The organism is Solimonas soli DSM 21787 (assembly GCF_000474945.1).
Taxonomy (GTDB): Bacteria; Pseudomonadota; Gammaproteobacteria; order Nevskiales; family Nevskiaceae; genus Solimonas; species Solimonas soli.
In genome coordinates, this window is sequence record NZ_AXDW01000026.1 from 1 (window position 1) to 22,082 (window position 22,082).

The 22,082-nt window shown below is 64.7% G+C and carries 16 protein-coding genes, 1 pseudogene and 1 riboswitch; of the genes and pseudogenes, 3 read left to right on the forward strand and 14 right to left on the reverse strand.

All coding sequences use genetic code 11. The features are described from left to right. Positions 1-715 precede the first annotated feature (715 nt). The 3 genes from K344_RS0111470 (at position 716) to K344_RS0111480 (ending at position 6,003) form a co-directional block, all read left to right on the forward strand. The gene (locus K344_RS0111470) at positions 716-3,691 is read left to right on the forward strand and encodes a ribonucleoside-diphosphate reductase subunit alpha (RefSeq protein ID WP_028080786.1); all 2,976 of its coding nucleotides are present in this window, start codon (positions 716-718) and stop codon (positions 3,689-3,691) included. Between the two features lie 250 nt (positions 3,692-3,941). Continuing rightward, positions 3,942-4,400 (forward strand): DUF2214 family protein, encoded by a 459-nt coding sequence (locus tag K344_RS0111475; RefSeq protein ID WP_028080787.1) that lies wholly within the window; start codon positions 3,942-3,944, stop codon positions 4,398-4,400. A 457-nt stretch (positions 4,401-4,857) separates the two neighbouring features. Then, the gene (locus K344_RS0111480; RefSeq protein ID WP_084197337.1) at positions 4,858-6,003 is read left to right on the forward strand and encodes a ribonucleotide-diphosphate reductase subunit beta; all 1,146 of its coding nucleotides are present in this window, start codon (positions 4,858-4,860) and stop codon (positions 6,001-6,003) included. A gap of 97 nt (positions 6,004-6,100) precedes the next feature. Here the strand turns inward: K344_RS0111480 and K344_RS21390 are convergent. The 14 genes and pseudogenes from K344_RS21390 to K344_RS0111550 form a co-directional block, all read right to left on the reverse strand. Continuing rightward, positions 6,101-7,051 (reverse strand): annotated as a pseudogene (locus tag K344_RS21390) (IS3 family transposase); the annotation flags it as partial. Positions 7,052-7,199: 148 nt separating this feature from the next. Further along, positions 7,200-8,096, reverse strand: coding sequence for a 3-hydroxyisobutyrate dehydrogenase (mmsB, locus tag K344_RS0111490; protein ID WP_028080789.1), 897 nt, complete (start codon positions 8,094-8,096; stop codon positions 7,200-7,202). A gap of 13 nt (positions 8,097-8,109) precedes the next feature. Further along, entirely contained in the window at positions 8,110-9,267 is a 1,158-nt protein-coding gene (locus K344_RS0111495) for an enoyl-CoA hydratase/isomerase family protein (RefSeq protein WP_051362157.1), read from the reverse strand. Next, positions 9,260-10,033 (reverse strand): enoyl-CoA hydratase, encoded by a 774-nt coding sequence (locus K344_RS0111500; protein ID WP_028080791.1) that lies wholly within the window; start codon positions 10,031-10,033, stop codon positions 9,260-9,262. The genes K344_RS0111495 and K344_RS0111500 overlap by 8 nt, the downstream gene beginning before the upstream one ends. Next, on the reverse strand, positions 10,030-11,190 hold the full coding sequence (locus tag K344_RS0111505; protein WP_028080792.1) for an acyl-CoA dehydrogenase family protein: 1,161 nt from the start codon (positions 11,188-11,190) through the stop codon (positions 10,030-10,032). Before K344_RS0111505 ends, K344_RS0111500 begins: the two co-directional genes overlap by 4 nt. Before the next feature lie 16 nt (positions 11,191-11,206). Beyond that, positions 11,207-12,730: a CoA-acylating methylmalonate-semialdehyde dehydrogenase gene (locus tag K344_RS0111510; protein WP_028080793.1), complete on the reverse strand. Its 1,524-nt coding sequence runs from the start codon at positions 12,728-12,730 to the stop codon at positions 11,207-11,209. Between the two features lie 159 nt (positions 12,731-12,889). Further along, positions 12,890-13,102: riboswitch (cobalamin riboswitch) on the reverse strand. Positions 13,103-13,358: 256 nt separating this feature from the next. Then, the gene (locus tag K344_RS0111515; RefSeq protein WP_028080794.1) at positions 13,359-15,050 is read right to left on the reverse strand and encodes a TolC family protein; all 1,692 of its coding nucleotides are present in this window, start codon (positions 15,048-15,050) and stop codon (positions 13,359-13,361) included. Positions 15,051-15,174: 124 nt separating this feature from the next. Then, positions 15,175-17,304: a peptidase domain-containing ABC transporter gene (locus K344_RS21395; protein ID WP_051362158.1), complete on the reverse strand. Its 2,130-nt coding sequence runs from the start codon at positions 17,302-17,304 to the stop codon at positions 15,175-15,177. A 1-nt stretch (position 17,305) separates the two neighbouring features. Next, positions 17,306-18,403, reverse strand: a complete 1,098-nt coding sequence (locus K344_RS0111525) for an HlyD family secretion protein (protein WP_028080795.1) — start codon at positions 18,401-18,403, stop codon at positions 17,306-17,308. 219 nt (positions 18,404-18,622) lie between these two features. After that, complete coding sequence (locus K344_RS24020) at positions 18,623-18,838, reverse strand: hypothetical protein (RefSeq protein ID WP_157622880.1); 216 nt, start codon at positions 18,836-18,838, stop codon at positions 18,623-18,625. 129 nt (positions 18,839-18,967) lie between these two features. After that, positions 18,968-19,690 carry a ribonuclease T2 family protein gene (locus K344_RS24025; RefSeq protein ID WP_157622881.1) on the reverse strand — a complete coding sequence of 241 codons (723 nt, stop codon included), beginning with the start codon at positions 19,688-19,690 and terminating at the stop codon, positions 18,968-18,970. Positions 19,691-19,745: 55 nt separating this feature from the next. Next, the gene (locus K344_RS24030) at positions 19,746-20,591 is read right to left on the reverse strand and encodes a hypothetical protein (RefSeq protein WP_157622882.1); all 846 of its coding nucleotides are present in this window, start codon (positions 20,589-20,591) and stop codon (positions 19,746-19,748) included. Between the two features lie 63 nt (positions 20,592-20,654). After that, positions 20,655-21,314 (reverse strand): 3-oxoacid CoA-transferase subunit B, encoded by a 660-nt coding sequence (locus tag K344_RS0111545; RefSeq protein ID WP_028080798.1) that lies wholly within the window; start codon positions 21,312-21,314, stop codon positions 20,655-20,657. After that, positions 21,314-22,066 (reverse strand): CoA transferase subunit A, encoded by a 753-nt coding sequence (locus tag K344_RS0111550; protein ID WP_028080799.1) that lies wholly within the window; start codon positions 22,064-22,066, stop codon positions 21,314-21,316. Before K344_RS0111550 ends, K344_RS0111545 begins: the two co-directional genes overlap by 1 nt. Positions 22,067-22,082 lie beyond the last annotated feature (16 nt).

The window sequence follows — 22,082 nt, forward strand, 5'->3', positions numbered from 1 at the left end:
CGGGAGGAGAGGGCTCGAGGGCACGCGCCGCACTCTCAACTCCGATTCCCCTCCGCCCGCTCGCGGGGGGAGGGGTCAGGGGAGGTGGGCGCCCGCGTCGCGCGCCGAACCCGCACCGCGCGCCGCGGCACCCTCCTCACCCAATCCTCTCCTCCCGCCGGGAGGAGAGGGCTCCAAGCCGCACGCAGCGCTTCCATGGAAGGTCAGGGCTCGAGCCCGGGGTCCTTGCGCGGAATCGTCATCGGCTGGCGATGTGACCAGTGCGCATCGTGGTGAGGACTTTTCCGCCGGGACCCCTGCCCGGTCACGAGTCCTGCGCTTATTCGACATTTTAACGAACGGAATACAGTCAAAAATCACATACCGCGAGCCAGTGGAACCGCGGTGGAACCGTGTTTTTTTGCAGGCCGCGCGATGAGCGCTGCGTCTGCGCCGGATACGCCGAGCTAAGTCGCTGGTTTGCCGAAGGCAATCGGCTTTGTCCTGAGCTTATGCACAGCTTTTGAACCAGCGATGCACCGCTTTGACACAAGCCATTGGGGTCCACGTGGAACAGGGACACAATATGTTGGAAAAAGCGGTTGACGATAGGGGGAGCGAAGCCTAGTCTTGCGAGACTGCCACGCGTCACCTCCTCAGGGAACAAACCGGTGGGACGCGCAGCTTCGGAATCCCGCTCACGGGACCAGATTCACCATTGGAAGGGGACGCAAAGATGCTCCAACAAACCACCGCTTCGACCGCCGACGGTCGTCGCACCCCGCCGGACACCCTCGTCAGCACCGCCGAAGTCGCCGCCACCGCGCCGGGCGGCCTCAAGGTCATCCGTCGTAACGGCAAGCTGACGGGCTTCGACATCCAGAAGATTTCCGTCGCCATCACCAAGGCCTTCCTGGCCGTCGAAGGCGGCGCCGCCGCGGCTTCGGCCGCGGTGCGCGAGAAGGTCGAGGCCATCACCCGCGCGGTGGAGGCGGCGCTGACGCGCCACATGGCCGGCGGCGGCACGCTGCACATCGAGGACATCCAGGACCAGGTCGAGCTGCAGCTGATGCGCGCCGGCGAGCACAAGGTCGCGCGCTCGTACGTGCTGTACCGCGAGGAGCGCGCCCGCGAGCGCGCCGCCGAAGCGGCGAAGGCGCCGACGGCGGCCGCCAGGCCGACGCTCAGCGTCAGGCGTGACGACGGCAGCATCGTGGCGCTGGACGAGGCGCGCATGCGCCGCCTCGTCAGCGAAGCCTGCGCCGGCTTCATCGGCGTCAACGCCGACGAAATCGTCGCCGCCGCGCTGCGCGATCTCTACGACGGCATTCCGGAAGCCGAGCTTTCGCAGGCGCTGACGCTGGCCGCGCGCGCGCGCATCGAGAAGGAGCCGAACTACACCTACGTCTCCGCGCGCCTGCTGCTCGACGCGATGCGCCATGAGGCTCTGAAGTTCCTCGGCCTGCCGGAGTCGCGCCCGACCTTCGAGGAAATGAAGGCGCTCTATCCCGACTACTTCCGCGCCTACATCCACAAGGCCGTCGAGCTCGAACTGCTCGATCCGAAGCTCGCGCTCTACGATCTCGACACGCTCGGCAAGGCGCTGCTCGCCGACCGCGACGGCAAGTTCGACTATCTCGGCCTGCAGACGCTGTACGACCGCTACTTCATCCACAGCAACAAGACGCGCTTCGAGCTGCCGCAGGCCTTCTTCATGCGCGTGGCGATGGGCCTGGCGATGAACGAGATCGACCGCGAAGCGCGCGCCATCGAGTTCTACAAGCTGCTCTCGTCGTTCGACTTCATGTCGAGCACGCCGACGCTGTTCAACTCCGGCACGCTGCGTCCGCAGCTGTCGAGCTGCTACCTGACGCAGGTGCCGGACGATCTGCACGGCATCTTCGGCGCGATCCACGACAACGCCATGCTCTCCAAGTTCGCCGGCGGCCTCGGCAACGACTGGACGCCGGTGCGCGGCATGGGCGGCTACATCAAGGGCACCAACGGCAAGTCGAACGGCGTGGTGCCGTTCCTCAAGGTCGCCAACGACACGGCGGTCGCCGTCAACCAGGGCGGCAAGCGCAAGGGCGCGGTCTGCGCCTACCTCGAAACCTGGCACCGCGACATCGAGGAATTCCTCGAATTGCGCAAGAACACCGGCGACGACCGCCGCCGCACGCACGACATGAACACGGCCAACTGGGTGCCGGACCTGTTCATGAAGCGCGTCATGGAAGACGGCCAGTGGACGCTGTTCTCCCCGGAAGAAACGCCGGACCTGCACGATCTCGTCGGCGACGCCTTCGAGAAGAAGTACGTCGAGTACGAGCGCCTCGCCGACGAAGGCCGCATCAAGAACTTCAAGCGCATCCAGGCCACCGGCCTGTGGCGCAAGATGCTGTCGATGCTGTTCGAAACCGGCCATCCGTGGATCACGTTCAAGGATCCGTGCAACCTGCGCTCGCCGCAGCAGCACGTCGGCGTCGTGCACTCGTCGAACCTGTGCACGGAAATCACCCTGAACACCCGGGCCGACCAGGAAATCGCCGTCTGCAATCTCGGCTCGGTGAACCTGCCGGCGCACATCACCGCGGAAGGCACGCTCGATCTCGCCAAGCTCGAGAAGACCATCAAGACGGCGATGCGCATGCTCGACAACGTCATCGAGTACAACTACTACTCGGTGGCCACCGCGCGCAACTCCAACCTGCGCCACCGCCCGGTCGGCCTCGGCGTGATGGGCTTCAACGACGCGCTGTACAAGCTGCGCCTCGCCTATGAATCCGACGCGGCGATCCAGTTCGCCGACGAATCGATGGAAGCGGTCAGCTACTACGCGATCAAGGCCTCGGCCGACCTCGCCGTCGAGCGCGGCGCGTATTCGAGCTTCAAGGGTTCGCTGTGGGACAAGGGCATCCTGCCGATCGACTCGATCAAGCTGGTGCGCGAAGCGCGCAACGGTGGAAAGTATCTGCAGCAGGACGAGTCGCAGTCCGGCAAGTTCGACTGGAGCGCGCTGCGCACGCAGATCCAGACCACCGGCATCCGCAACAGCAACACCATGGCGATCGCGCCGACCGCGACCATCGCCAACATCACCGGCGTGTCGCAGTCGATCGAGCCGACGTACCAGAACCTCTACGTCAAGTCGAACCTCTCGGGCGAGTTCACCGTCGTCAACGAATACCTCGTCAACGACCTCAAGAAGCTCGGCCTGTGGGACGAGGTGATGGCGCACGACCTCAAGTACTTCGACGGCAGCGTGCAGAAGATCGACCGCATCCCGCAGGAGCTGAAGGACGTCTACAAGTGCGCGTTCGAGATCGACCCGAAGCGCCTCGTCGACGCCGGCAGCCGCCGCCAGAAGTGGATCGACCAGGCGCAGTCGCTGAACCTTTACATGGCGCAGCCTTCGGGCAAGAAGCTGGACGAGCTCTACAAGCACGCCTGGCTCTCCGGCCTGAAGACCACGTACTACCTGCGCACGATGGGAGCCACGCATGCCGAGAAGACGACCATCCAGGACAACCGCCTGAACGCCGTCGGCAAGGGCAGCACGGGCGGCGCCGCCGCGAAGGCGCCGGCCGCGCCGGTCGCCGCGTCGAAGCCAAAGGCTGGCGCCGAGCCGATCATCCTGCCCACGCTCGAAGCCGGCACCGGCAGCGCCAAGGTCTGCTCGATCCTCGATCCGGACTGCGAGGCCTGCCAGTAAGCGATGCGCCGCGCAGCGAAAAGGCCGCCTCCGGGCGGCCTTTTCGTTTGCGAACACCGCGCGCATGCAGGTCCGGCGCCTGCGGATCACGTGCGAGACGAGGCACGAATCTCATCGCGGCAGCGCCGCGACGAAGCGCAGGCCCTCGCATGAGTGATCCGCAAGACATCGCCGCATCCGCCTTCGCGGCATGACAGCCTGTGCGCAGCATCCCTAGAATCGATGCATCGCCCCCCACCGGAAGCCGCTCATGCTCAACACCGTCGTCCTGCCGTGGATTCACTACATCGCCGTGTGGATGATGACCGGCGCGCTGGTCACCGAGCTGTATCTGCTGAAGATCGGCGGCACGCCGGACGCGGTGCGCCTGCTGCCGCGCGTCGACCGCCTCTACGGCATCATGGCCGTGCTCGTGCTCCTCACCGGCCTGGCGCGCGTCTGGCACGGCGGCAAGGGGCCGGACTACTACTGGCACAACGGCGCCTTCCACGGCGTGCTCGGCCTGTTCGTGCTTGCCGCGCTGATCTCCATCGTGCCGACGCTGCGCTTCATGCGCTGGCGCAAGGCGCTCGAAGCCAGCGGCGCGCTGCCGGCGGATGGCGAAGTACGCAAGACGCGCATCCTCATCCACGTGCAACTCACCGCCATCGTGCTCATCACGCTGTCGATCGTGCTCGTCGCCAAGGGCTACAGCGCGTCCGGTAGCTGAGCGCCCTTCGCAGTTCCCCTCCGCCCGAGGGCGGAGGGGCCAGGGGAGGTGGCGCCCGCGCTTCGCGCCACGGGCACAAATGCATCCCCTCCCACGCCGCTCGCCCGGCAAGCCCATGCCGCGCGCTTGGCGGCCGCTCAGGCAATCCCCTTCTCAGCGCTCCATCCCGGCGCGGCCTGGGGACAAAGCTGTGCGCAGCCTGCGCGAAACCTGTGCTCAATCACAACATGTAGAAGGCCGATCACAAAGCAGCCACAATCCCTAGTATTTTTTGCTTGACTCACTGCTGCCTGCGGAGCACTCTTAGCTGCCGCCATTGCCGTCGCGATCTCCGTGCGTACGGCCCTTCGCAGCATCGGCAGCGGCAGGGGAACGGGCGCAAGCCCACAGACGCAGCCAAGCGCCACGAACAAACCGGAAAACCGGGCAGAGCCGCCCGGCACATGGAGACAAAATCATGCTGACCTGGGACGACGCCCCCGCCACCGCCACCCCATCCGCGCCGGCCGCCAAGATGCCGCCGCCGTCGAGCCACGCCGCGCACGGTGCCGCCACCGGCCTGGAAAATCTCGAAATGGGTGCGTCGCGCATCCGCGTCGACGACAAGAAGATCATTAACTGCCGCGCCGATCTCAACCAGCTCGTCCCGTTCAAGTACAAGTGGGCCTGGGAGAAGTACCTCGACGCCTGCAACAACCACTGGATGCCGCAGGAAATCGGCATGTCGGCCGACATCGCGCTGTGGCAGGACCCGAAGGGTCTGACCGATGACGAGCGCGCCATCATCAAGCGTTCGCTCGGCTTCTTCAGCACCGCGGACTCGCTGGTCGCCAACAACCTCGTGCTCGCCGTCTACAAGCACATCACCAATCCCGAGTGCCGCCAGTACATCCTGCGCCAGGCCTTCGAGGAAGCGATCCACACGCACGCCTACCAGTACATCATCGAAAGCCTCGGCCTCGACGAAGCCGAAGTCTTCAACATGTACCGCGAAGTGCCGAGCATCCACGACAAGGCCGCATGGAGCCTGCCGTACACGCAGAGCCTCGCCGACGAAAGCTTCCACACCGGCACCATCGAAGCCGACCAGCGCCTGCTGCGCGACATGATCGCCTTCTACGTGGTCTTCGAAGGCATCTTCTTCTACGTCGGCTTCGTGCAGCTGCTCAGCTTCGGCCGCCGCAACAAGATGACCGGCACCTCGGAGCAGATCCAGTACATCATGCGTGACGAAGCCATGCACATGAACTTCGGCATCGACGTGATCAACCAGATCAAGATCGAAAACCCGCACCTGTGGACGCCCGAGTTCCAGCAGCAGGCGCTCGACATGATCAAGGAAGCCACCGAGCTCGAAATCCGCTATGCGCACGACACCATGCCGCGCGGCGTGCTGGGCCTCAACGCCGGCATGTTCAACGACTACATGAAGTACATCGCCAACCGCCGCTGCGCCCAGATCGGCCTCAAGGCCCTCTACCCCGCCGCGACGGAAAACCCGTTCCCGTGGATGAGCGAAGTCCTCGACCTCAAGAAGGAAAAGAACTTCTTCGAGACGCGCGTGACGGAGTATCAGACGGGTGGAGCGTTGAGCTGGGATTGACAAAAAAGACCACCCGACGTAGGGATAACGAGCCCCCTAGATTTCTAGGGGGCTTTTTAGATTGAGCGATCTGGACCGACCAGATTTTCGTAGCCACTCAAGAGCCGTTTAGCGCGTAGCGCCGTTCAAACTCTACGGGTGATAGATCGCCAGCGGAACCATGCCGCCGCACCGGTTGTAAAAAACATCTCGATGTAATCGAACAGATCCGATGCGGCAGCTTGCCGCGTTGGATAAATCCGCCGCTTGATCCTCTCCCTCTTCAGCGCACTGAAAAAGCTCTCGGCGACCGCATTGTCGTGGCAGTTGCCTCGGCGGCTCATGCTCGGCACCATCCGGTGCGCTTTGAGAAACGACTGCCAGTCGTTGCTGGTGAACTGACACCCTTGGTCGGAATGCACCAGCACACCCGGACCGGGTTTGCGCTTCCAGACTGCCGCGAGCAGCGCCTGCAGCACGCGGTCACGCGTCATCGTCGCTTGCGTGGACCAGCCGACGATCTGCCGCGAGTAAAGGTCCATCACCGCCGCCAGGAACAGCCAGCCTTCGTAGGTCCGGATATACGTGATGTCCGTGACCCAGACCCTGTTCGGCGCATCAGGCGCGAAGTCGCGATTCAACACGTTCTCCACCACGCCGGCAGGCCCGCCGCGATGGCGCGGCTTGCTGCCGTAGCCGATCTGCGCGCGCAGACCCTCGATCTTCATCAGGCGCCGCACGCAATGCCGGCTGCACCGCTCACCGGCTTCGCGCAGATCCAAGGTGATCTTCCGATAGCCGTACACCGCGCCGCTGGCCAGCCAATGGTGCTTGATCAAGCAACAAGCGCTGGTCTTCATGCTCGCCCGCGCTGGGGCCATGACGCAGCCACGCGTAGTAACCACTGCGCTGCACGCTCAGCACGCGGCACATCGCGCTCAGACGAAACTCTCGGGCATGCATGCGCATGAACGCGTACTTCGCCTTTATCCCTTGGCAAAGTACGCGGCGGCTTTTTTAGAATGTCGCGCTCCTCGGTCAGACGTTTGACCTCAGCCTTATAGCGGCGATTGTGGATCCTCTCGACGTAGAAAAATCACAGCCGCTGGATTTGCAACGATCCAGCAGCTCATCGCGCAATTCGTCGTCAATTCCTTCTCGATGAAGGACTGAAGAAGCTCATAGCGGCGTAGGCGCGAAAACTCGCCCGGTGATATTTACAAGACACTGCGATAAAGCTTGAGAATGCTGGAGAAGTCCTCGCTCGCGGCGCCCTGGCAATGTAGTTGGTAGAGATTGCGCGCCAGCTCCCCGAGGGGAATCGCGCTGCCGGCTGCGACCGCCGCTTCGACCGCGAGGCCGAGATCCTTCAGCATCAGCGCCGAACCGAAGCCGCCGCTGTAGCCGCGCGACGCGGGCACACCGTCCTGCACGCCTGGCCATGGATTGTAGACTTCGAGCGACCAGTTGCGGCCCGAGCTCTTGGCCATGATGTTCGACAGCACTTTCGGATCGAGGCCGTTGGCGACGCCGAGTGCTAGCGCTTCCGCCGTACCCGCCATGTGGATCGCGAGCAGCATGTTGTTGGCGATCTTGGCGACCTGACCGGCACCGACCGCGCCGGCATGGAAGATGTTGGTGCCCATCTTCTCGAGCAGCGGCCGTGCGCGCTCGAGCGCCGCCGCCGGGCCGCCGACCATGAAGCTCAGTGTTCCTGCCGCCGCGCCGGCCGTGCCGCCGGACACCGGCGCGTCGATGAACAGCAGACCGCGCGCGGTGGCGGCATCTCCCACCTTGCGCGACGCGGCCGGAGCGATGGTCGAGCAGTCGATCAGTAGCGTATCCGGTGCGATCGCCGCGATCAGGCCACCGCCGTCTGCGTTGCCAAGATACAGCGTTTCGACGTGCCGGCTCGCTGGCAGCATCGAGATCACGACTTCGGCGCCGGCGACGGCTTCGGCCGGACTGGCGGCGGTCATGGCACCGGCAGCCTTTGCCGCCTGCAGCGTAGCGGGCGCCAGGTCGTAGACACGCAGCGCGTGGCCCGCCCTCAGAAGATTCAGCGCCATCGGTCCGCCCATGTTGCCAAGGCCGATGAATGCAATGGTGCTCATGAGAGTCTCCTTTTCAAGCGTCGAGGCCGAGTGATACAAGGCTGTCGCTCCAGGGCGCGGCGAAGTGTTCAGCGATCCATTGCGGCGTGACCTCGGCAAGCGTCGCCGGCGTCCACCGTGGCGTGTTGTCCTTGTCGATCAGCAGGGCCCGCACGCCTTCGGCCAGATCCGGATGCGCGCAGCATTGCAGCGCGACCACAAGTTCGAGGCGGAACACTTCGGCGAGCGACATACCGCGCGTGCGCTCTCGCAGCGCCCAGATCAGCGCTGCAGTCGTCGGCGAACCGGCGCGCAGTGTTGACGCCGCCTTCTGCAGCCAGATGTCATCGCCCGCGTAGCCGGTGATCGCCGCATGAACCGCGGCCAGATCGTCCCCGGCGCACAGAGTTTCGATCGTCGCAGCATGGCGATGCAGGTTCGAGGCCGGCCGCACTGCCTGCGCCTGCGCGGAGAAGCCGTCGAGCAGGGCCGTGAGACGATGGCGGTCATCGTCCGCTTCGCCACTCCAGGCCAGCGTGGTGAGCGCCGCAAAGATGGCTTCGCGATCGGTGGCACGCAGGAAATGTTCGGCCATCTTCGCAACCAGGAGGTCATGTCCGTTGATCGATGCTCCCGACAGCGCCAGGAACAGGCCGATACGACCCGGCAGGCGATGCAGGAACCAGCTGCCGCCGACATCCGGAAACAGGCCGATCGTGATCTCCGGCATCGCCACGCGCGAGGTTTCGGTGACGACGCGATGGCTCGCACCCGCCATCAGACCGAGACCGCCTCCCATAACGATGCCACTGCCCCAAACGAGCACCGGCTTGGGGAAGCGGTGGACGCGATAGTCGAGCGTGTACTCCTCGCTGAAGAACGCAAGATTGTCGTGATTCGGCGGCGGCCCACGATGCTCGACGATCGAGCGGTACAAGCCGCGGATATCGCCGCCTGCGCAGAACGCCTTCTCGCCGGCACCATGCAGCACCACGCAGACAATGGCGGGATCGCCCGCCCAGCGCTGCAGCTGCGCATCGAGCAGGCGGATCATCGCCAGATTGAGGGCGTTCAGCGACTTCTCGGCATTGAGCTGTGCGAAGCCTATGCGCTTGCCGCGGACGGTCATGGCTTCGCGGAACAGCACGGGCGCATCGCCCGCTTCGCTCGCCGTTGAAGTCGAATCAGCCATGACGCCACTCCGGCGCACGCTTCTGCAGGAACGCGTTGACGCCTTCGGCCTGGTCTGCAGTATCGAACAGTTTCAGGAACAGCTCGCGCTCGAGCGGCAGCGCCGTCTGCGCCGGGCCGCGGGCCGCGTGCACGAGGCGCTTGCAGGCCTCGACGCTGCCGGGACTCTGCTTCGGCGCCTTGGCGGCCAGCACCAGCGCGGTCTCCAGCGCCTTGCCGGTCTCGACGACTTCCTCGACGAGCCCGATACGCAGCGCGGTGGCGGCATCTACACGCTCGCCGCAGAGGATCATGCGCTTGGCCCAGCCCTCGCCTACCGCATGCGCCAGCCACTGCGTGCCGCCGGCGGCCGGCAGCAAGCCGACGGCGCCTTCCGGCAATGCCATCTGCGCATGCGCCTCGGCGATGCGGATATCGCAGGCCAGCGCCGCTTCAAGGCCGCCGCCCATCGCGAAGCCGTTGATGGCCGCGATGCTGACGCCGCGAAACGCCGCCAACGTTTCGAACGCTTCACCGAAGGCGCGAGCCATGTTGGCCCCGGCGAGCTTGCCGCCCTCGGCAAACACTTTCAGGTCGGCCCCCGCGCTGAAGAACTTCGAGCCCTCGCCGGTCAGCACGAGTGCGCGCACGCGCGGGTCCGCGTTCAGTTCGCGCACCGTGTCGCGCAGACTGTCGAGGGACTGCAACGTCCATACGTTCGCGGGCGGATTGGAGATGGTGAGTAGCGCAATGCTGCCGCGCCGTTCGCTCTTGATCACAGCGGTCATGAAAGAGGCTCCGTACTGGTTGGTTGGAGGACATGGCGCGCGACGATCACGCGCATGATTTCGTTGGTGCCTTCAAGAATCTGGTGGACGCGCACGTCGCGCAGCAGGCGTTCTAGCGGAAACTCGCGGATGTAGCCGTAGCCGCCGTGCAGTTGCAGCGCGTCGTTGCAGACCGAGAAGCCGATGTCGGTCGCCATGCGCTTGGCCATTGCGCAGAACACGCTGGCCCTGGCGTCGCTGCGATCGAGCTTGCTCGCCGCAAGGCGCACCATCTGCCGCGCCGCGACCAGTTCGGTGGCCATGTCGGCGAGCTTGAACTGCAGGCCCTGGAACTCGGCAATGGCGCGACCGAACTGCCGGCGCTCGCGCAGGTGCGCCTGCGCCAGATCGAGCGCGCCCTGCGCCGCGCCAACCGAGCAGGTGGCGATGTTGATGCGTCCGCCGTCGAGACCCTTCATGGCAATGCGGAACCCTTCGCCTTCGTCGCCGAGCCGGTGGCTTGCCGGCACGACAACGTCGTCGAAGCTGACAGCGCGGGTCGGCTGGCTGTTCCAGCCCATCTTGTGCTCCTTCTTGCCGTAGCGGATGCCCGCGCTGCGCGCCGGCACCGCGAACGCCGAGATGCCGCGCGCGCCGTTGTCGCCGGTGCGCGCCATGACGACGAGCAGATCGGTCTCGCCGGCGCCGGAGATGAAGGCCTTGGCGCCGCTCAGCACATAGGTATCGCCACGCCGGTAGGCCCGCGTGCGGATCGCTGCAGCGTCGGAGCCGGCGCCGGGCTCGGTCAGGCAGTACGAGGCCAGCAATTCACCGCTCGCCAAGCGCGGCACCCATTCGGCGGCGATCGCGGGCGTCGCCCAGGTAGCGACGATCCACGTCGCCATGTTGTGGATGGTGATGTAGGCCGTCGTCGATGGATCGGCGCGCGCCAGTTCCTCGAAGACGATGCTCGCATCGAGGCGCGTGAGTCCCATACCGCCGAGGCCGGGCGGCAAGTACATGCCGCAGAAGCCCATGTCTCCCGCGAGACGGATCTGCTCGCGCGGAAAATGCGATTCGGCATCCCAATGCGCGGCATGCGGGGCGAACTCGTTCCGCGCGAAATCGCGCGCGGCTGCCCGGAATGCCGACTGTTCGTCGGACAGTTCGAAGTCCATGAGTGCACCACCCGCATCAGCGCAGGCTGATCGTGGTGTTCACGGACGTCGACGCCGCGTCGTCGAACCAGCGTGCAGTGACGGTCTTGGTCTGCGTGTAGAACAGGATGACCTGCTTGCCGTAGGGACCGAGATCACCCAGCTTGGAACCGCGCGAGCCGGTGAACGAGAACAGCGGCACCGGCACCGGAATCGGCACGTTGATGCCGACCTGGCCGATGTCGATATCTTCCTGGAACCGTCGCGCGGCGGCGCCGGACTGCGTGAACAGCGCCACACCGTTGCCGTTCGGGTTGGCGTTGATCAGGGCAATCGCCTCATCGAGCGTCGCAGCGTTCACGATCGCCAGCACTGGCCCGAATATTTCCTGGTCGTAGATCATCATGCCGGGCTTCACGTTCGAGAAGATCGTCGGGCCGACAAAGTTGCCGCTCGCATACTTGCCGGGGAGTTTCGGCGCGCGGCCATCGAGCTCGAGCGTCGCGCCTTCGCGCGCACCCTGCTCGATCAAGCCTTCGACGCGCGACTTCGCGGCGCAGGAAATCACCGGGCCGACGTCGGTACCCGGCTCGGTGCCGCCATTGAGCTTTAGCGCCCGGCTTTTCTCGACCAAATCCGGAATCCAGTGCTGCGCCTCGCCGACAAGCACAGCCACCGAGGCCGCCATGCATCGCTGGCCCGCCGCACCGAAGCCGGCGCCGACGAGTGCGTTGAGCGCCTGCTCTTTGTTGGCGTCGGGCAGCACGACGGCGTGGTTCTTCGCGCCCATCATGCACTGCACGCGCTTGCCGGCGAGCGTCGCGCGGTTGTAGACGTGCGTGCCGACGCGCGTCGAGCCGACGAAAGATATGGCCTTGATGTCGGCGTGATCGCAGATTGCGTTAACCACGTCCTCGCCGCCGTGAACGACATTGAGCACGCCGGCCGGGATACCGGCCTCGAGCGCCAGCTCGACGAGGCGCATGGTCACCATCGGGTCCTGTTCCGAGGGCTTGAGCACGAAAGTGTTGCCGGTGGCGATCGCCATCGGGAACATCCACAGCGGGATCATCGCCGGGAAGTTAAACGGCGTGATGCCGGCACAGACGCCGAGCGGTTGCAGTATCGTGTAGGTATCGACGCCGCCGGCCACGTTGGTCGCCAGTTCGCCCATCTGCAGCGTGCCGATGTTCGCCGCATGCTCGACGACTTCGAGACCGCGAAACACGTCGCCTTCCGCGTCGGCGAGCGTCTTGCCCTGCTCGGCAGTGAGAATCGCCGCGAGCTCCTTCATGTGCTCGCGAATCAGTTGCTGATACTTGAGGAAAATGCGCGCGCGTACACCGATGGGCGTCTTTCGCCAGGTTCCGAATGCCTCTTTCGCGCTGGCGACGGCGGCATCGATCTCTTCGCGCGTGGCGAACGGCACGCGCGCCAGTAGATCCTGCGTCGCCGGATTGACGACATCACGCCAGACCGTGGATTTCGATTCGACGAACTTTCCGCCGATCAGCAGCTTGATGCTGGGAACCGCAGCAACGTGCGAAGGGACAGCTGACATGTTGAATACTCCGGACAAGGTCCGGCCTGCGCAAGATGTACGCAAAGGCCGCGGGCTCCCATGGAGTCGGCATCGGCACAGATAGGCGTTCGTTGCACACGCAGGCCATACGCCATCCGCCCACCGCGAATGGTGCTCTTGAACGCACAGGCCGCAGGGCGGTCTGTGCGCATGCAGGCCGGTCTCCGGACTCGCAAGGATTTCTGTACAGCCTTCCCGGTCAACCTCACCAGTGGCGCAGAAGCACAGCGTCGCTTGCCTACCGTTGCGGGGGCAGTTGCGGCCTGATCGGCGAAGGTCTCGCCGCATCACCGCATTCCCGTTTCACCTTCGCGATCCAAGGGCGAAGGCACCTGCACGGAGCGGGATTCTAGAGATGATTCCGCTGCTGCACAGTCACGGAATGGTTCAAGCGCGTTGACGCATTCCGTCACTCTTCATCGTGTGGCAGGCCGGCGACGCAGCGCCCGCTGGGCCTCGATCTCACCGAGCGCGAGCAACCGCAGGTAAGTCAGCCGATACATTCTACTGGCCATCTGCGCATGGTTTGCTTTCCTCTTGTGATGCTGCACACCCATGCTATGTTGTCGCCCCTCGCTCGTGCTCCATGAAATGCTCGTGGCCAGTGCTAGCAGCCGCCGACGACCTCGAAGGTATATGGATTCGAGAGCTGCCCGTCCGCGTTCTGTACTTGCGCACTCCATTTGGCGGCGCAGCCGATCGGCGCCCAGAGCCATAGGTTGTCGGAGCCGAAGACGATGGGGATGCGCGCCGCATACGAGCGGCCCTCGGTCTCGTTGCGCAGATTCACAACGGCGCCCTCGGCGAAGTTAGCGCCCTTCAGCGTCAGAGCGCGTGGCCCCTGCCCGCCAGGCACCGGCTGTGGCTCGATGGTACTGATGCGCGGCACCCCGCCATGCGGTGTGGCAGCCAGCGCCCGATCCTCGCGGCCACCAACCGCCGCGGCGGCCGGTGCAGTATCCGTATGCACGTCAAGCCGGCCGATTTCTGCAGTCTGTCCAATGCTCACCGCGAGCTGCAGGCGTGCCGATCGCAGCTGACTGATCGCCGACTCCTGATGATTACGCGCCTCGGCCAGGCCGGACTGCGCCATGAGCATCTCGACGATATTCCCGACGCCGTTCTGGTAGCGGCCGGCAGCGAGTTGGTAGGACTGCCGCGCGATGTCGAGCAGCGCCTGCGCGGCCTGTACATCCTGCACACCGTTCTTCACCGCGACATAGCGCTGCCAGATCTCACGTGTCACTTCCCGTTCGACGCCGCGCAGCTCGGCGGTGCTGCGTTCGAGCGCGGCCCGCGCCTCCTTGATCCGGTACTGGCGCGTGAAGCCGTCGAACAGCGGTACGTTGAGCTGCAGGCCAATGCTCGAGGAATGGATTGTCTGCTCGATGAGCGCGCGATCGGCGGGATTGTCACTGCGCTCACCGAGAGCGGACATCGACAGCTGCGGCAGGCCGCTCGACTTCGCAGCATCGAGACCGGACCGTGCTGCCTGTAGCTGCGCAAGCGCGGCGCCGACCCTGGGGTGCGACTGTACGGCACGTTCAATGAGGCGGCCCGCCAGATCGCCGAGCTGTGGAGCGTCCTCGCTGTCGTCGCCGCTTGCGAAAATCGCAATTTCAGCATCGGGCGGCAGCCCCATCATCACCGCCAGCATGCCGAGCGTGCGCGTACTCGCCCCTTCCGCGGTAATGCGGCCAACCGCCGCGCGCGCCAGCGCTGTCCTGGCCTGCAGGCAATCGGCCTCAGAGGCGACGCCGACCGCGAGCTTGCCCTCGGCTACGCTCAGGCTGTGCTGGGCGATGGCTTCGGCCTCGCGCTCGGCGGCGAGAACGCGAGCGGCCTGCAAGGCATCGAAGTACGCCGCGATAGCCTCGGACAGAACGGTCTGTGCGCCGTCCTCCCGCATCGCGAGCGCCGCCTGCAGCCGTGCGCGCTCCCGCGCCAGCTGTGCCTTGCGCAAACCGAAGTCGTACAGGATCCAGCTCAACGAGAGGGCCTGGTCATTGGTCGCGCCGTGCAAGGACGCATTCTGCTCGGATGCATTCCCGTAATTCGCGGTTTCGTCAATCCGGCCGATTGCTGCACTCACGCCAAGCTGCGGGTAGTAGGCCGCCTTCGCCAAACCGATCGCGGCGGATTGCGCTTCGACGCTGGCCCAAGCCGCCGCGCTGCGCGGATCGCGGCATAGCACGCGGGCGATGAAGGCGGTCAAGGTCAGCGCATCGAGCTGCGGCTGCTGACCGCAGTAGGAATGGTCGACGTCGCCCGAAGCCACGGACGCCACCGCGAGCGACATGTCGGACTCCCCAACGCCTGCGCCGCACCATGTCGAATACGCGAGCATGAAGACCGTGGCCGTGATCCAGAGCGGAACAACCGAGGAGCGCCGCATGCGCCGCGCTAGCCGGTCCACTCGCACGCTATATCCCCGCCCCATCCGGCGGCACCGTTGTGCAAGGCGTAAGCACGGAGCCGCCGCGCAGCGCGATGACCCGATCGGCGGAGCGCACCGTTTCCGCGCGATGCGCGACGATGATGCGCGTGATATTGAGCGAGGCGATAGCGGCGTTGATCTGCCGCTCGCGATCCGCATCGAGATGGCTGGTCGCTTCGTCGAGCACGAGGATCTTCGGCCGCTTGTAGAGCGCGCGCGCGATCAGTATCCGCTGCTTCTGGCCACCGGACAGCGCAGCGCCCATGTCGCCGATCATGGTGTTGTAGCCCATCGGCATGTCGCGAATATCGCAGTCGATCGCTGCGAGCTTCGCGCACTCGGCGATCCAGCCATGATCGGGACGTGGATCGAAAAAGCTGATGTTCTCGGCAATCGAACCGGCGAAGAGCGAATCGTCCTGCATCACCGCGCTCGTCATCCGGCGAAGAGCACGTGCGCCAACGAGCGCAAGGCTTCTTCCACCGAGCAAGACTTCTCCTTCGCTCGGCGGCAGCAATCCGAGCAGCAGGTGCAGGAGCGTCGTCTTGCCGCTACCCGAAGGCCCCGTGATCGCCACCGATTCGCCGGCCGCGATGCGCAGCGATACATTCGCCAGAACCATCGGCTCCGACGGCGCATAGCGGAAGCTCACAGCCCGCAGCGCCAACTCGGGCGCCGGATCGTGCGCGGCGCCAAACGGCTCTTCGCACTCCGCCTCGGCCGGGTGCAGCAGGATATCGGCGAGGCGTTCGCCCTGTAGCCGCAGCATGCCGACTTCGATCATCTTGTCGATCAGCGCGGCGACACGTGTGTCGAACAAGGACTTGTACGCAACGAACGCCAACAGCATGCCGACCGTCATGCCGTGATCGAGCACTAAGATGGCACCGACATAGAGCACGAGAATGTGCTCCCCGCCTACCAGTAGACCGCTTAAGGCGTGATATGCGAGACCCATGCGCTTGACACGCAGTCCGGCGTTCACCTGCTCGACGAGTAGGCTGCTCCAGATTTGGCGGCGCTCGCGGTCGCGATCGAAGAGCTTGATCGCCTTGATGCCGCGGACCGATTCGAGGAAGTGGCTCTGTTGTCGCGCAGCATGGATGATTTCCTGCTCCGTCGCATCGCGCAGAGCTGCATACCACAGCCAGCGCATGGCAGCATAGATCGCCATCGCCGCGAGGGCGATGGCGGCCAGCTTGAGGCTGTAGATCACCATCACCGCCGCGGTGAGAATCGACATTAGGCCGTCGATCAGCGACTCCAGGAACGACGTGGTTAAAGTGCGCCGGATCGTGTCGATGGATCCGAATCGCGACAGAACGTCGCCGATGTGGCGCTTCTCGAAATAGGCAATCGGCAGCTTCAGAAGATGCGCAAACGCGTTGATATGCCATTGCACGCCGAGGTTCGTCTCAAAATAGACCAGCACCCAGCCGCGTAGCAGCACGACGAACTGCTGCATCATCAGTAGCATCGCGAAGGCGAGCGCGAGCAGGTTCAGCAAGCTGAGGTCCGCCGATACGAGAACGTCGTCGACCACCCATTGGGTCAGGAATGGCGTGGCGAGGAAGAACACTTCGAGCGTCAGCGCCAACAGTAATGTCTGCAATCCCGACCTATAAAGGCCGCTGATATCGCCCATTAGGCGCCGTATGCTGACCTGCCGGCGCCGTGGCGCGGTGGCGAAGGACCGTCCCGGCAAGAGTTCGAGAGCGACGCCGGTGAAGGCGTCCGACAGCTCTGCCATCGACAAGCGCCGGCGGCCGCTCCCCGGATCGAGAATGACGGCGCCAGCCAGGCTCACGCTCTCCAGCACGACGAAGTGATTGAAGCGCCAGTGCAGAACGCATGGCAGGCGCAGCTCGGGCAGGTCGTCGAGCTCAAGCTTCACCGGCCGCGCCGTCAGGCCAAGGGCTTCGGCGGTCTGCGCCAGCGACGCCAGCGTCGTACCCTTCAGCGATACCGAAAAGCGCGATCGCAATGCCGCGAGGTCGCTATGCTGCCCGTAATAGCCAGCCACCATGGACAGACAGGCGAGTCCGCACTCGGCGGCTTCCGTCTGCAGGACCAGCGGAACGCGCTTCCGCCAGCTGAAGCTTATGCGCTCGATCATCTCAGAACCGCTGCGCGATGCCGAGCAGTGGCTCGAAGGCCCATTCGTACAGGCGGCGGCGATCCTGCGGAAGGTCCGCTTCGAGCAGCATGCCTGCGATTAGCGCGTGGGGCCGCTGCGCCGCGCCGATCTGCTGCTGATCGAGGCGCACGCGCACTTGGTAGACGGGCTCCATTTTCGCAGCTATCTCGTTGAACGAGCCGAGTTCTGCCGGCATCATGGCGATCTTTGAAACCGACACCACGGTGCCGGAATACCGGCCGAACTTCTGGTATGGGTATGCGTCGTAGCGCAGCTGCACCCGATCGCCTTCTCGGACGAAGCCGATCGCACTGCTCGGCACCTGCAACTCGGCATGCAGCGGCGAGTGCTCGGGCACGATGCTGACGAGTGGTAGCTGGCCGTTGACGATCTGTCCGACATCGCCGGCCACAGCGGTGGCGGTGCCCGCTTGTGTTGCCGTAATGGCAATGGACTGCATGTCGAGCTCATGTACGAGCTGCTGGCGCTCGCGTTCCATGCTCTGCAGTTGCGCCTTTTGTTCGAGGTAGTCGGCGCGACGCTGCTGCACTTGCTCGGCGGAGACATACTTCTTCGCCAGCAAACGCTCGTAGTTGTTCACCGCCTCGCTGCTGATGTCGACGCGGCGGCGCTGTGTCTCAAGCTGCGCGTCGAGCATCGCGATCTGCCGGCGGAATTCATCCGACTTAGAGGACAGCCTCGCAGAGGCGCGCGTTCCGGTGCCGGGCGAAGCGTCTGCTGGGCGCGCGTCGCGCATGATGCCCGTCGACCGATCGGCCGACAGCACGAACAACACGTCGCCGGCCTTGACGGATTGGCTCTCGTTCACTCGCCGCTCAACGATGACGCCCTCGAGCGGTGGATAAATCCGGATCAGGCCCGCATCGGGCACCAGCTGTCCACGCACCGAGCTGTGTCGCGTGTAGCTCGCGAACACGAACAGTAGAACACTCGCCAGCGCGAATGCGACTGCAACGGCGCTGAGTAGCCACAATGACGGCAGCTGAACCAGAACGATTTTCCCGTAGGGGCTCGCCTGTTGCGCCGCGAACGCTTCGCGTCGGAAGAGAGATGTCATCGCTTGTCGGTCTCTGTCGGCGCGTTCCCCGAGCTACGCAACCAGGCCTCGCCCCGACGGCATGACGAAGCAGCATCCCATTGGCCAAGCCGCGCTTCGGCCGGCACCAAAATGCAACGGGCCGCCCAGCACATGAGTCGTGCGGGCGGCCTTGGCTGCGCTGCCTAGCCAGTGGTCAGCGACGAATGGACCGCCGCTGACGCTGGCGACTGCCGCCCGTCAGCCGCCGATGAGCCTGTTCAGTGTGCCCCCAAGGCCTGCCACCACACCGGAAAGCAAGCGGTTGCGGAATAGCGCGCCGAGCGCGGTGAAGCCGCTGTCGAGGACCGCCTGCACGACACGGCCCGACACGATTGGCGTGATAACCGGAATGCCACCACTGCGACCGCCGGATACTGTCGAAGCCTCGTCGAGGCTGAGCGTTCGAACTGCCATTGACCTTCTCCTCATTGAGTACGGCATTCGCCGTAATGTTTTACAACTGTATTGTACATCTACGACACATTTTCTTAGTAACACATTGTATCGGACGCTGGCAATCCCGCCGGTGCGAGTCGTCTGGGTTCAGTGGCTGTTGCCTCGCAGTTCTATAGCGCCGCGACACAATGTTCTAGGCTTCACCCGCTCACAGGCAACAGGATCAAGCTCGGCATTGACGCATACCTCGATCTGGGTGAGCGCAGTGCCGTCGCAGCGAAGTACCAATGAGCTGCTGTCGGGCGAGTTCTGGTCACGCAGAATCTCGCGCTCGAACACGCTGCGGTCGACACTTCCAGCAGAGCCGGCCAGAGACGCCAGCGACGACATGTCAAGCCTTCTGCCGAGGCGGCCGGCGAAATCGAAATACTCGGCGGGCCGCAGCCCGCTGCAGGCGCCGTCGCGCCGCCACATGTCTTGCGCCCAGCGCGCGCTGGCGATGACGCGCGTCGCGTTGTCGGTGTCGGCATCGCTCAGGCTTCTGCTCATGCAAGCCCCTTGCTGCATCGGACGCAGCCTGCGTAGCGCGAATCCCGGCTGGCCAACGCAGGCGTCGCCGATACGCTCATTGGCATGATCACGGCAATACTGAGGTACCCACACAATCTCCGCGACCCAATCCGAGACGGCGGTCTGTGCCGGCGCGCCGGATGCGGCAGCGAGGATGACAATGCCTATCGCTGCATGCCATGCGTAGCGCCGCCGGCGCATTTGGCCGCCGCGCGAATGCCCGGCACCGGACGCCACTGCGCCGGGCCGCGCGCCGCAGAGCCTCGCGCTCCGGCTTCGCATGCGATCGTAGATGTTCAAGTTGTCGCTTCCCAATCCATGACGGCCAACGCCGGAGCGCCCCGGCGCAAAATTGTCATTGAATGTAGATCGGGCCGCTCAGCGCGGCCGACAGCTTGTCGCCGGCCGCACTGTTCAGGCCTTGATCGATCCTCACCAGATAGCGACCGGGCGCAAGCCCATTGCGAACGAGGACAAACGGGCTACCGCCGAGCTGCCAATTGCCAGCGGCCGCAGTGCCGTCCTGCGCAATGACGTGAATGTGCTGATCAGCGTCACGCGGCGCCGCCAGGCTCTTCGAGAATCGGATGACCAGCGTCTGCTGCTGCGCGGCCTGGCCGACGTACTGCACGTTGAAGGCGCCCTCGCTCTTGGCGCGCCACCATGGCGACAGCGCCACCACGGCCGGAGGCGGTGGCGTGCGCAACAGCTTCGCCGGCCGCTGGCGCTCGCGCACCGCGGCTTCCGCTTCAGCCGACACTGTCTCGTCGTCCGGCGCCAAAGCCCCGCCTTTGCCGGGAACGAGATCGTCCATCGACGAAGCCATTGCCAGCTGTCGGGGTGGAACCGGCGCGGCCGCTTCGGCATGCGACTCGCCCGCCGACGTCTGCGGCTGCGGCTGCGGCTGCGGCTGCGGCTGCGCGGCAGGTTCGGTGGGTTCGGCAACGGGCGCCGCGGACGCGATTGCCGCCGGCGCGGCGACCGCGGCGGTATTCGCCGCGGTCGGGGCCGTTAACGCCGACGGCTTCGGCACCGTCGCTCGTTCGGCTGCAGGAGCCGCCTTCCTGGACGAGGGTTTACTCTTTCCGCCACTCGTCGCGGCATAGACGCCGACCGCAAAAACCACCGCGATTCCCGCAATGACGCCGTACTTGAGCTTGCTCGAACCTTCATCTACTTCCAGTCCACGATGCATGTACATGCTGTTCTCCTCCACGCCGCGTCGACGCGGCTCTATTGATAATAACGAAGAAAGCTTCGTCCGCTAGGTAGCGCGCGCCAGCACATCGGCCACCCGGAAGTTCGCCTCCGTCCTTGCGCGCACTTCGTCCACCGACACGCCCGGCGCCAGTTCGACGAGGACCGCGCCCTTGCCGCCGCGATCGATCTCGAAGACTGCGAGATCGGTGATCAACAGATCCACGACGCCAGTTCCGGTCAGCGGCAGGCTGCACTGGCGCTTGAACTTGGCGGCGCCGCCTTTTTCGTTGTGCTCCATGACGACAACCACGCGCGGCACGCCGGCGACCAGGTCCATCGCGCCGCCCATGCCCTTGATCATCTTTCCCGGTACCATCCAGTTGGCGAGATCGCCGTTCTCCGCGACCTGCATGCCGCCGAGGATGGATAGGTTGATGTGTCCGCCGCGGATCATTGCGAAGCTATCCGACGACTGGAAGTAGCTCGTCTGCGGAAGCTCCGTTATGGTCTGCTTCCCGGCGTTGATGAGATCGGCATCGGCCTCACCTTCAAAGGGAAACGGTCCCATGCCGAGCATGCCGTTCTCGCTGTGCAGCATGACGCGCATGCCTTCCGGAATCAGGTTGGCGACCATGGTCGGGATGCCAACGCCAAGGTTGACGTAGTAGCCATCCTGCAGCTCGCGCGCGGCGCGCGCGGCCATCTGTTCTCTAGTCCAAGCCATCAGACCTCTGCTCCAGCGGCTGCAGCGATGCCCGAGCCCTGTTCGGCCGCCGGCCGCGGACGCGTGGTCAGTCGCTCGATGTGTTTGACGTAGTTCGACGCCACGAAGATGCGATCGACGTAAATGCCCGGCGTGTGCACCTGGTCGGGCGGAATCTCGCCGATGTTGACGAGTTGCTCGACCTCGGCGATGACAAGCCTGCCTGCCGTCGCCATCATCGGATTGAAATTGCGCGCGGTCTTGCGATACACCAGATTGCCTTCCTCGTCGGCTTTCCAAGCCTTCACGAAGGACACGTCGGCGACCAGTCCGGTTTCCATCACATACCATTGCCCGTTGAACTGCCGCGTCTCCTTGCCTTCGGCAACCTTCGTGCCGTAGCCGGTGCGCGTGTAGAACGCCGGAATGCCGGCGCCGCCGGCGCGAATGCGCTCGGCCAGCGTGCCCTGCGGGTTGAACTCGATCTCGATTTCGCCGTTCATGTAGCGGCTTTCGAGGATCTTGTTCTCTCCAACATAGGACGCCAGCACCTTGCGGATCTGGTTGTTGGCGAGCACGTGCCACATGCCGTGGCCGTCACAGCCGACATTGTTGCCAATCACGGTCAGATCGCGGACACCGGAGGTCTTCAGCGCCTGGATCAGGTCCTCCGGAACGCCGCACAGTCCGAATCCGCCCGACATGATGGTCATGCCGTCGGCAACGACACCGGCCAACGCGCTCTTCGCATCGGCGTAGATTTTTGTCTTCATGGTCTCTTCCTGCATT

Coding starts and splice junctions, on each gene's coding strand:
- K344_RS24030 (WP_157622882.1), bottom strand. CDS start 20,591: ATGTACATGCATCGTGGACTGGAAGTAGATGAAGGTTCGAGCAAGCTC.
- K344_RS21395 (WP_051362158.1), bottom strand. CDS start 17,304: ATGATCGAGCGCATAAGCTTCAGCTGGCGGAAGCGCGTTCCGCTGGTC.
- mmsB (WP_028080789.1), bottom strand. CDS start 8,096: ATGAGCACCATTGCATTCATCGGCCTTGGCAACATGGGCGGACCGATG.
- K344_RS0111525 (WP_028080795.1), bottom strand. CDS start 18,403: ATGACATCTCTCTTCCGACGCGAAGCGTTCGCGGCGCAACAGGCGAGC.
- K344_RS24020 (WP_157622880.1), bottom strand. CDS start 18,838: ATGGCAGTTCGAACGCTCAGCCTCGACGAGGCTTCGACAGTATCCGGC.
- K344_RS0111480 (WP_084197337.1), top strand. CDS start 4,858: ATGCTGACCTGGGACGACGCCCCCGCCACCGCCACCCCATCCGCGCCG.
- K344_RS0111515 (WP_028080794.1), bottom strand. CDS start 15,050: ATGTCGCTCGCGGTGGCGTCCGTGGCTTCGGGCGACGTCGACCATTCC.
- K344_RS0111470 (WP_028080786.1), top strand. CDS start 716: ATGCTCCAACAAACCACCGCTTCGACCGCCGACGGTCGTCGCACCCCG.
- K344_RS0111500 (WP_028080791.1), bottom strand. CDS start 10,033: ATGACCGCTGTGATCAAGAGCGAACGGCGCGGCAGCATTGCGCTACTC.
- K344_RS0111495 (WP_051362157.1), bottom strand. CDS start 9,267: ATGGCTGATTCGACTTCAACGGCGAGCGAAGCGGGCGATGCGCCCGTG.
- K344_RS0111545 (WP_028080798.1), bottom strand. CDS start 21,314: ATGGCTTGGACTAGAGAACAGATGGCCGCGCGCGCCGCGCGCGAGCTG.
- K344_RS0111475 (WP_028080787.1), top strand. CDS start 3,942: ATGCTCAACACCGTCGTCCTGCCGTGGATTCACTACATCGCCGTGTGG.
- K344_RS0111550 (WP_028080799.1), bottom strand. CDS start 22,066: ATGAAGACAAAAATCTACGCCGATGCGAAGAGCGCGTTGGCCGGTGTC.
- K344_RS0111510 (WP_028080793.1), bottom strand. CDS start 12,730: ATGTCAGCTGTCCCTTCGCACGTTGCTGCGGTTCCCAGCATCAAGCTG.
- K344_RS0111505 (WP_028080792.1), bottom strand. CDS start 11,190: ATGGACTTCGAACTGTCCGACGAACAGTCGGCATTCCGGGCAGCCGCG.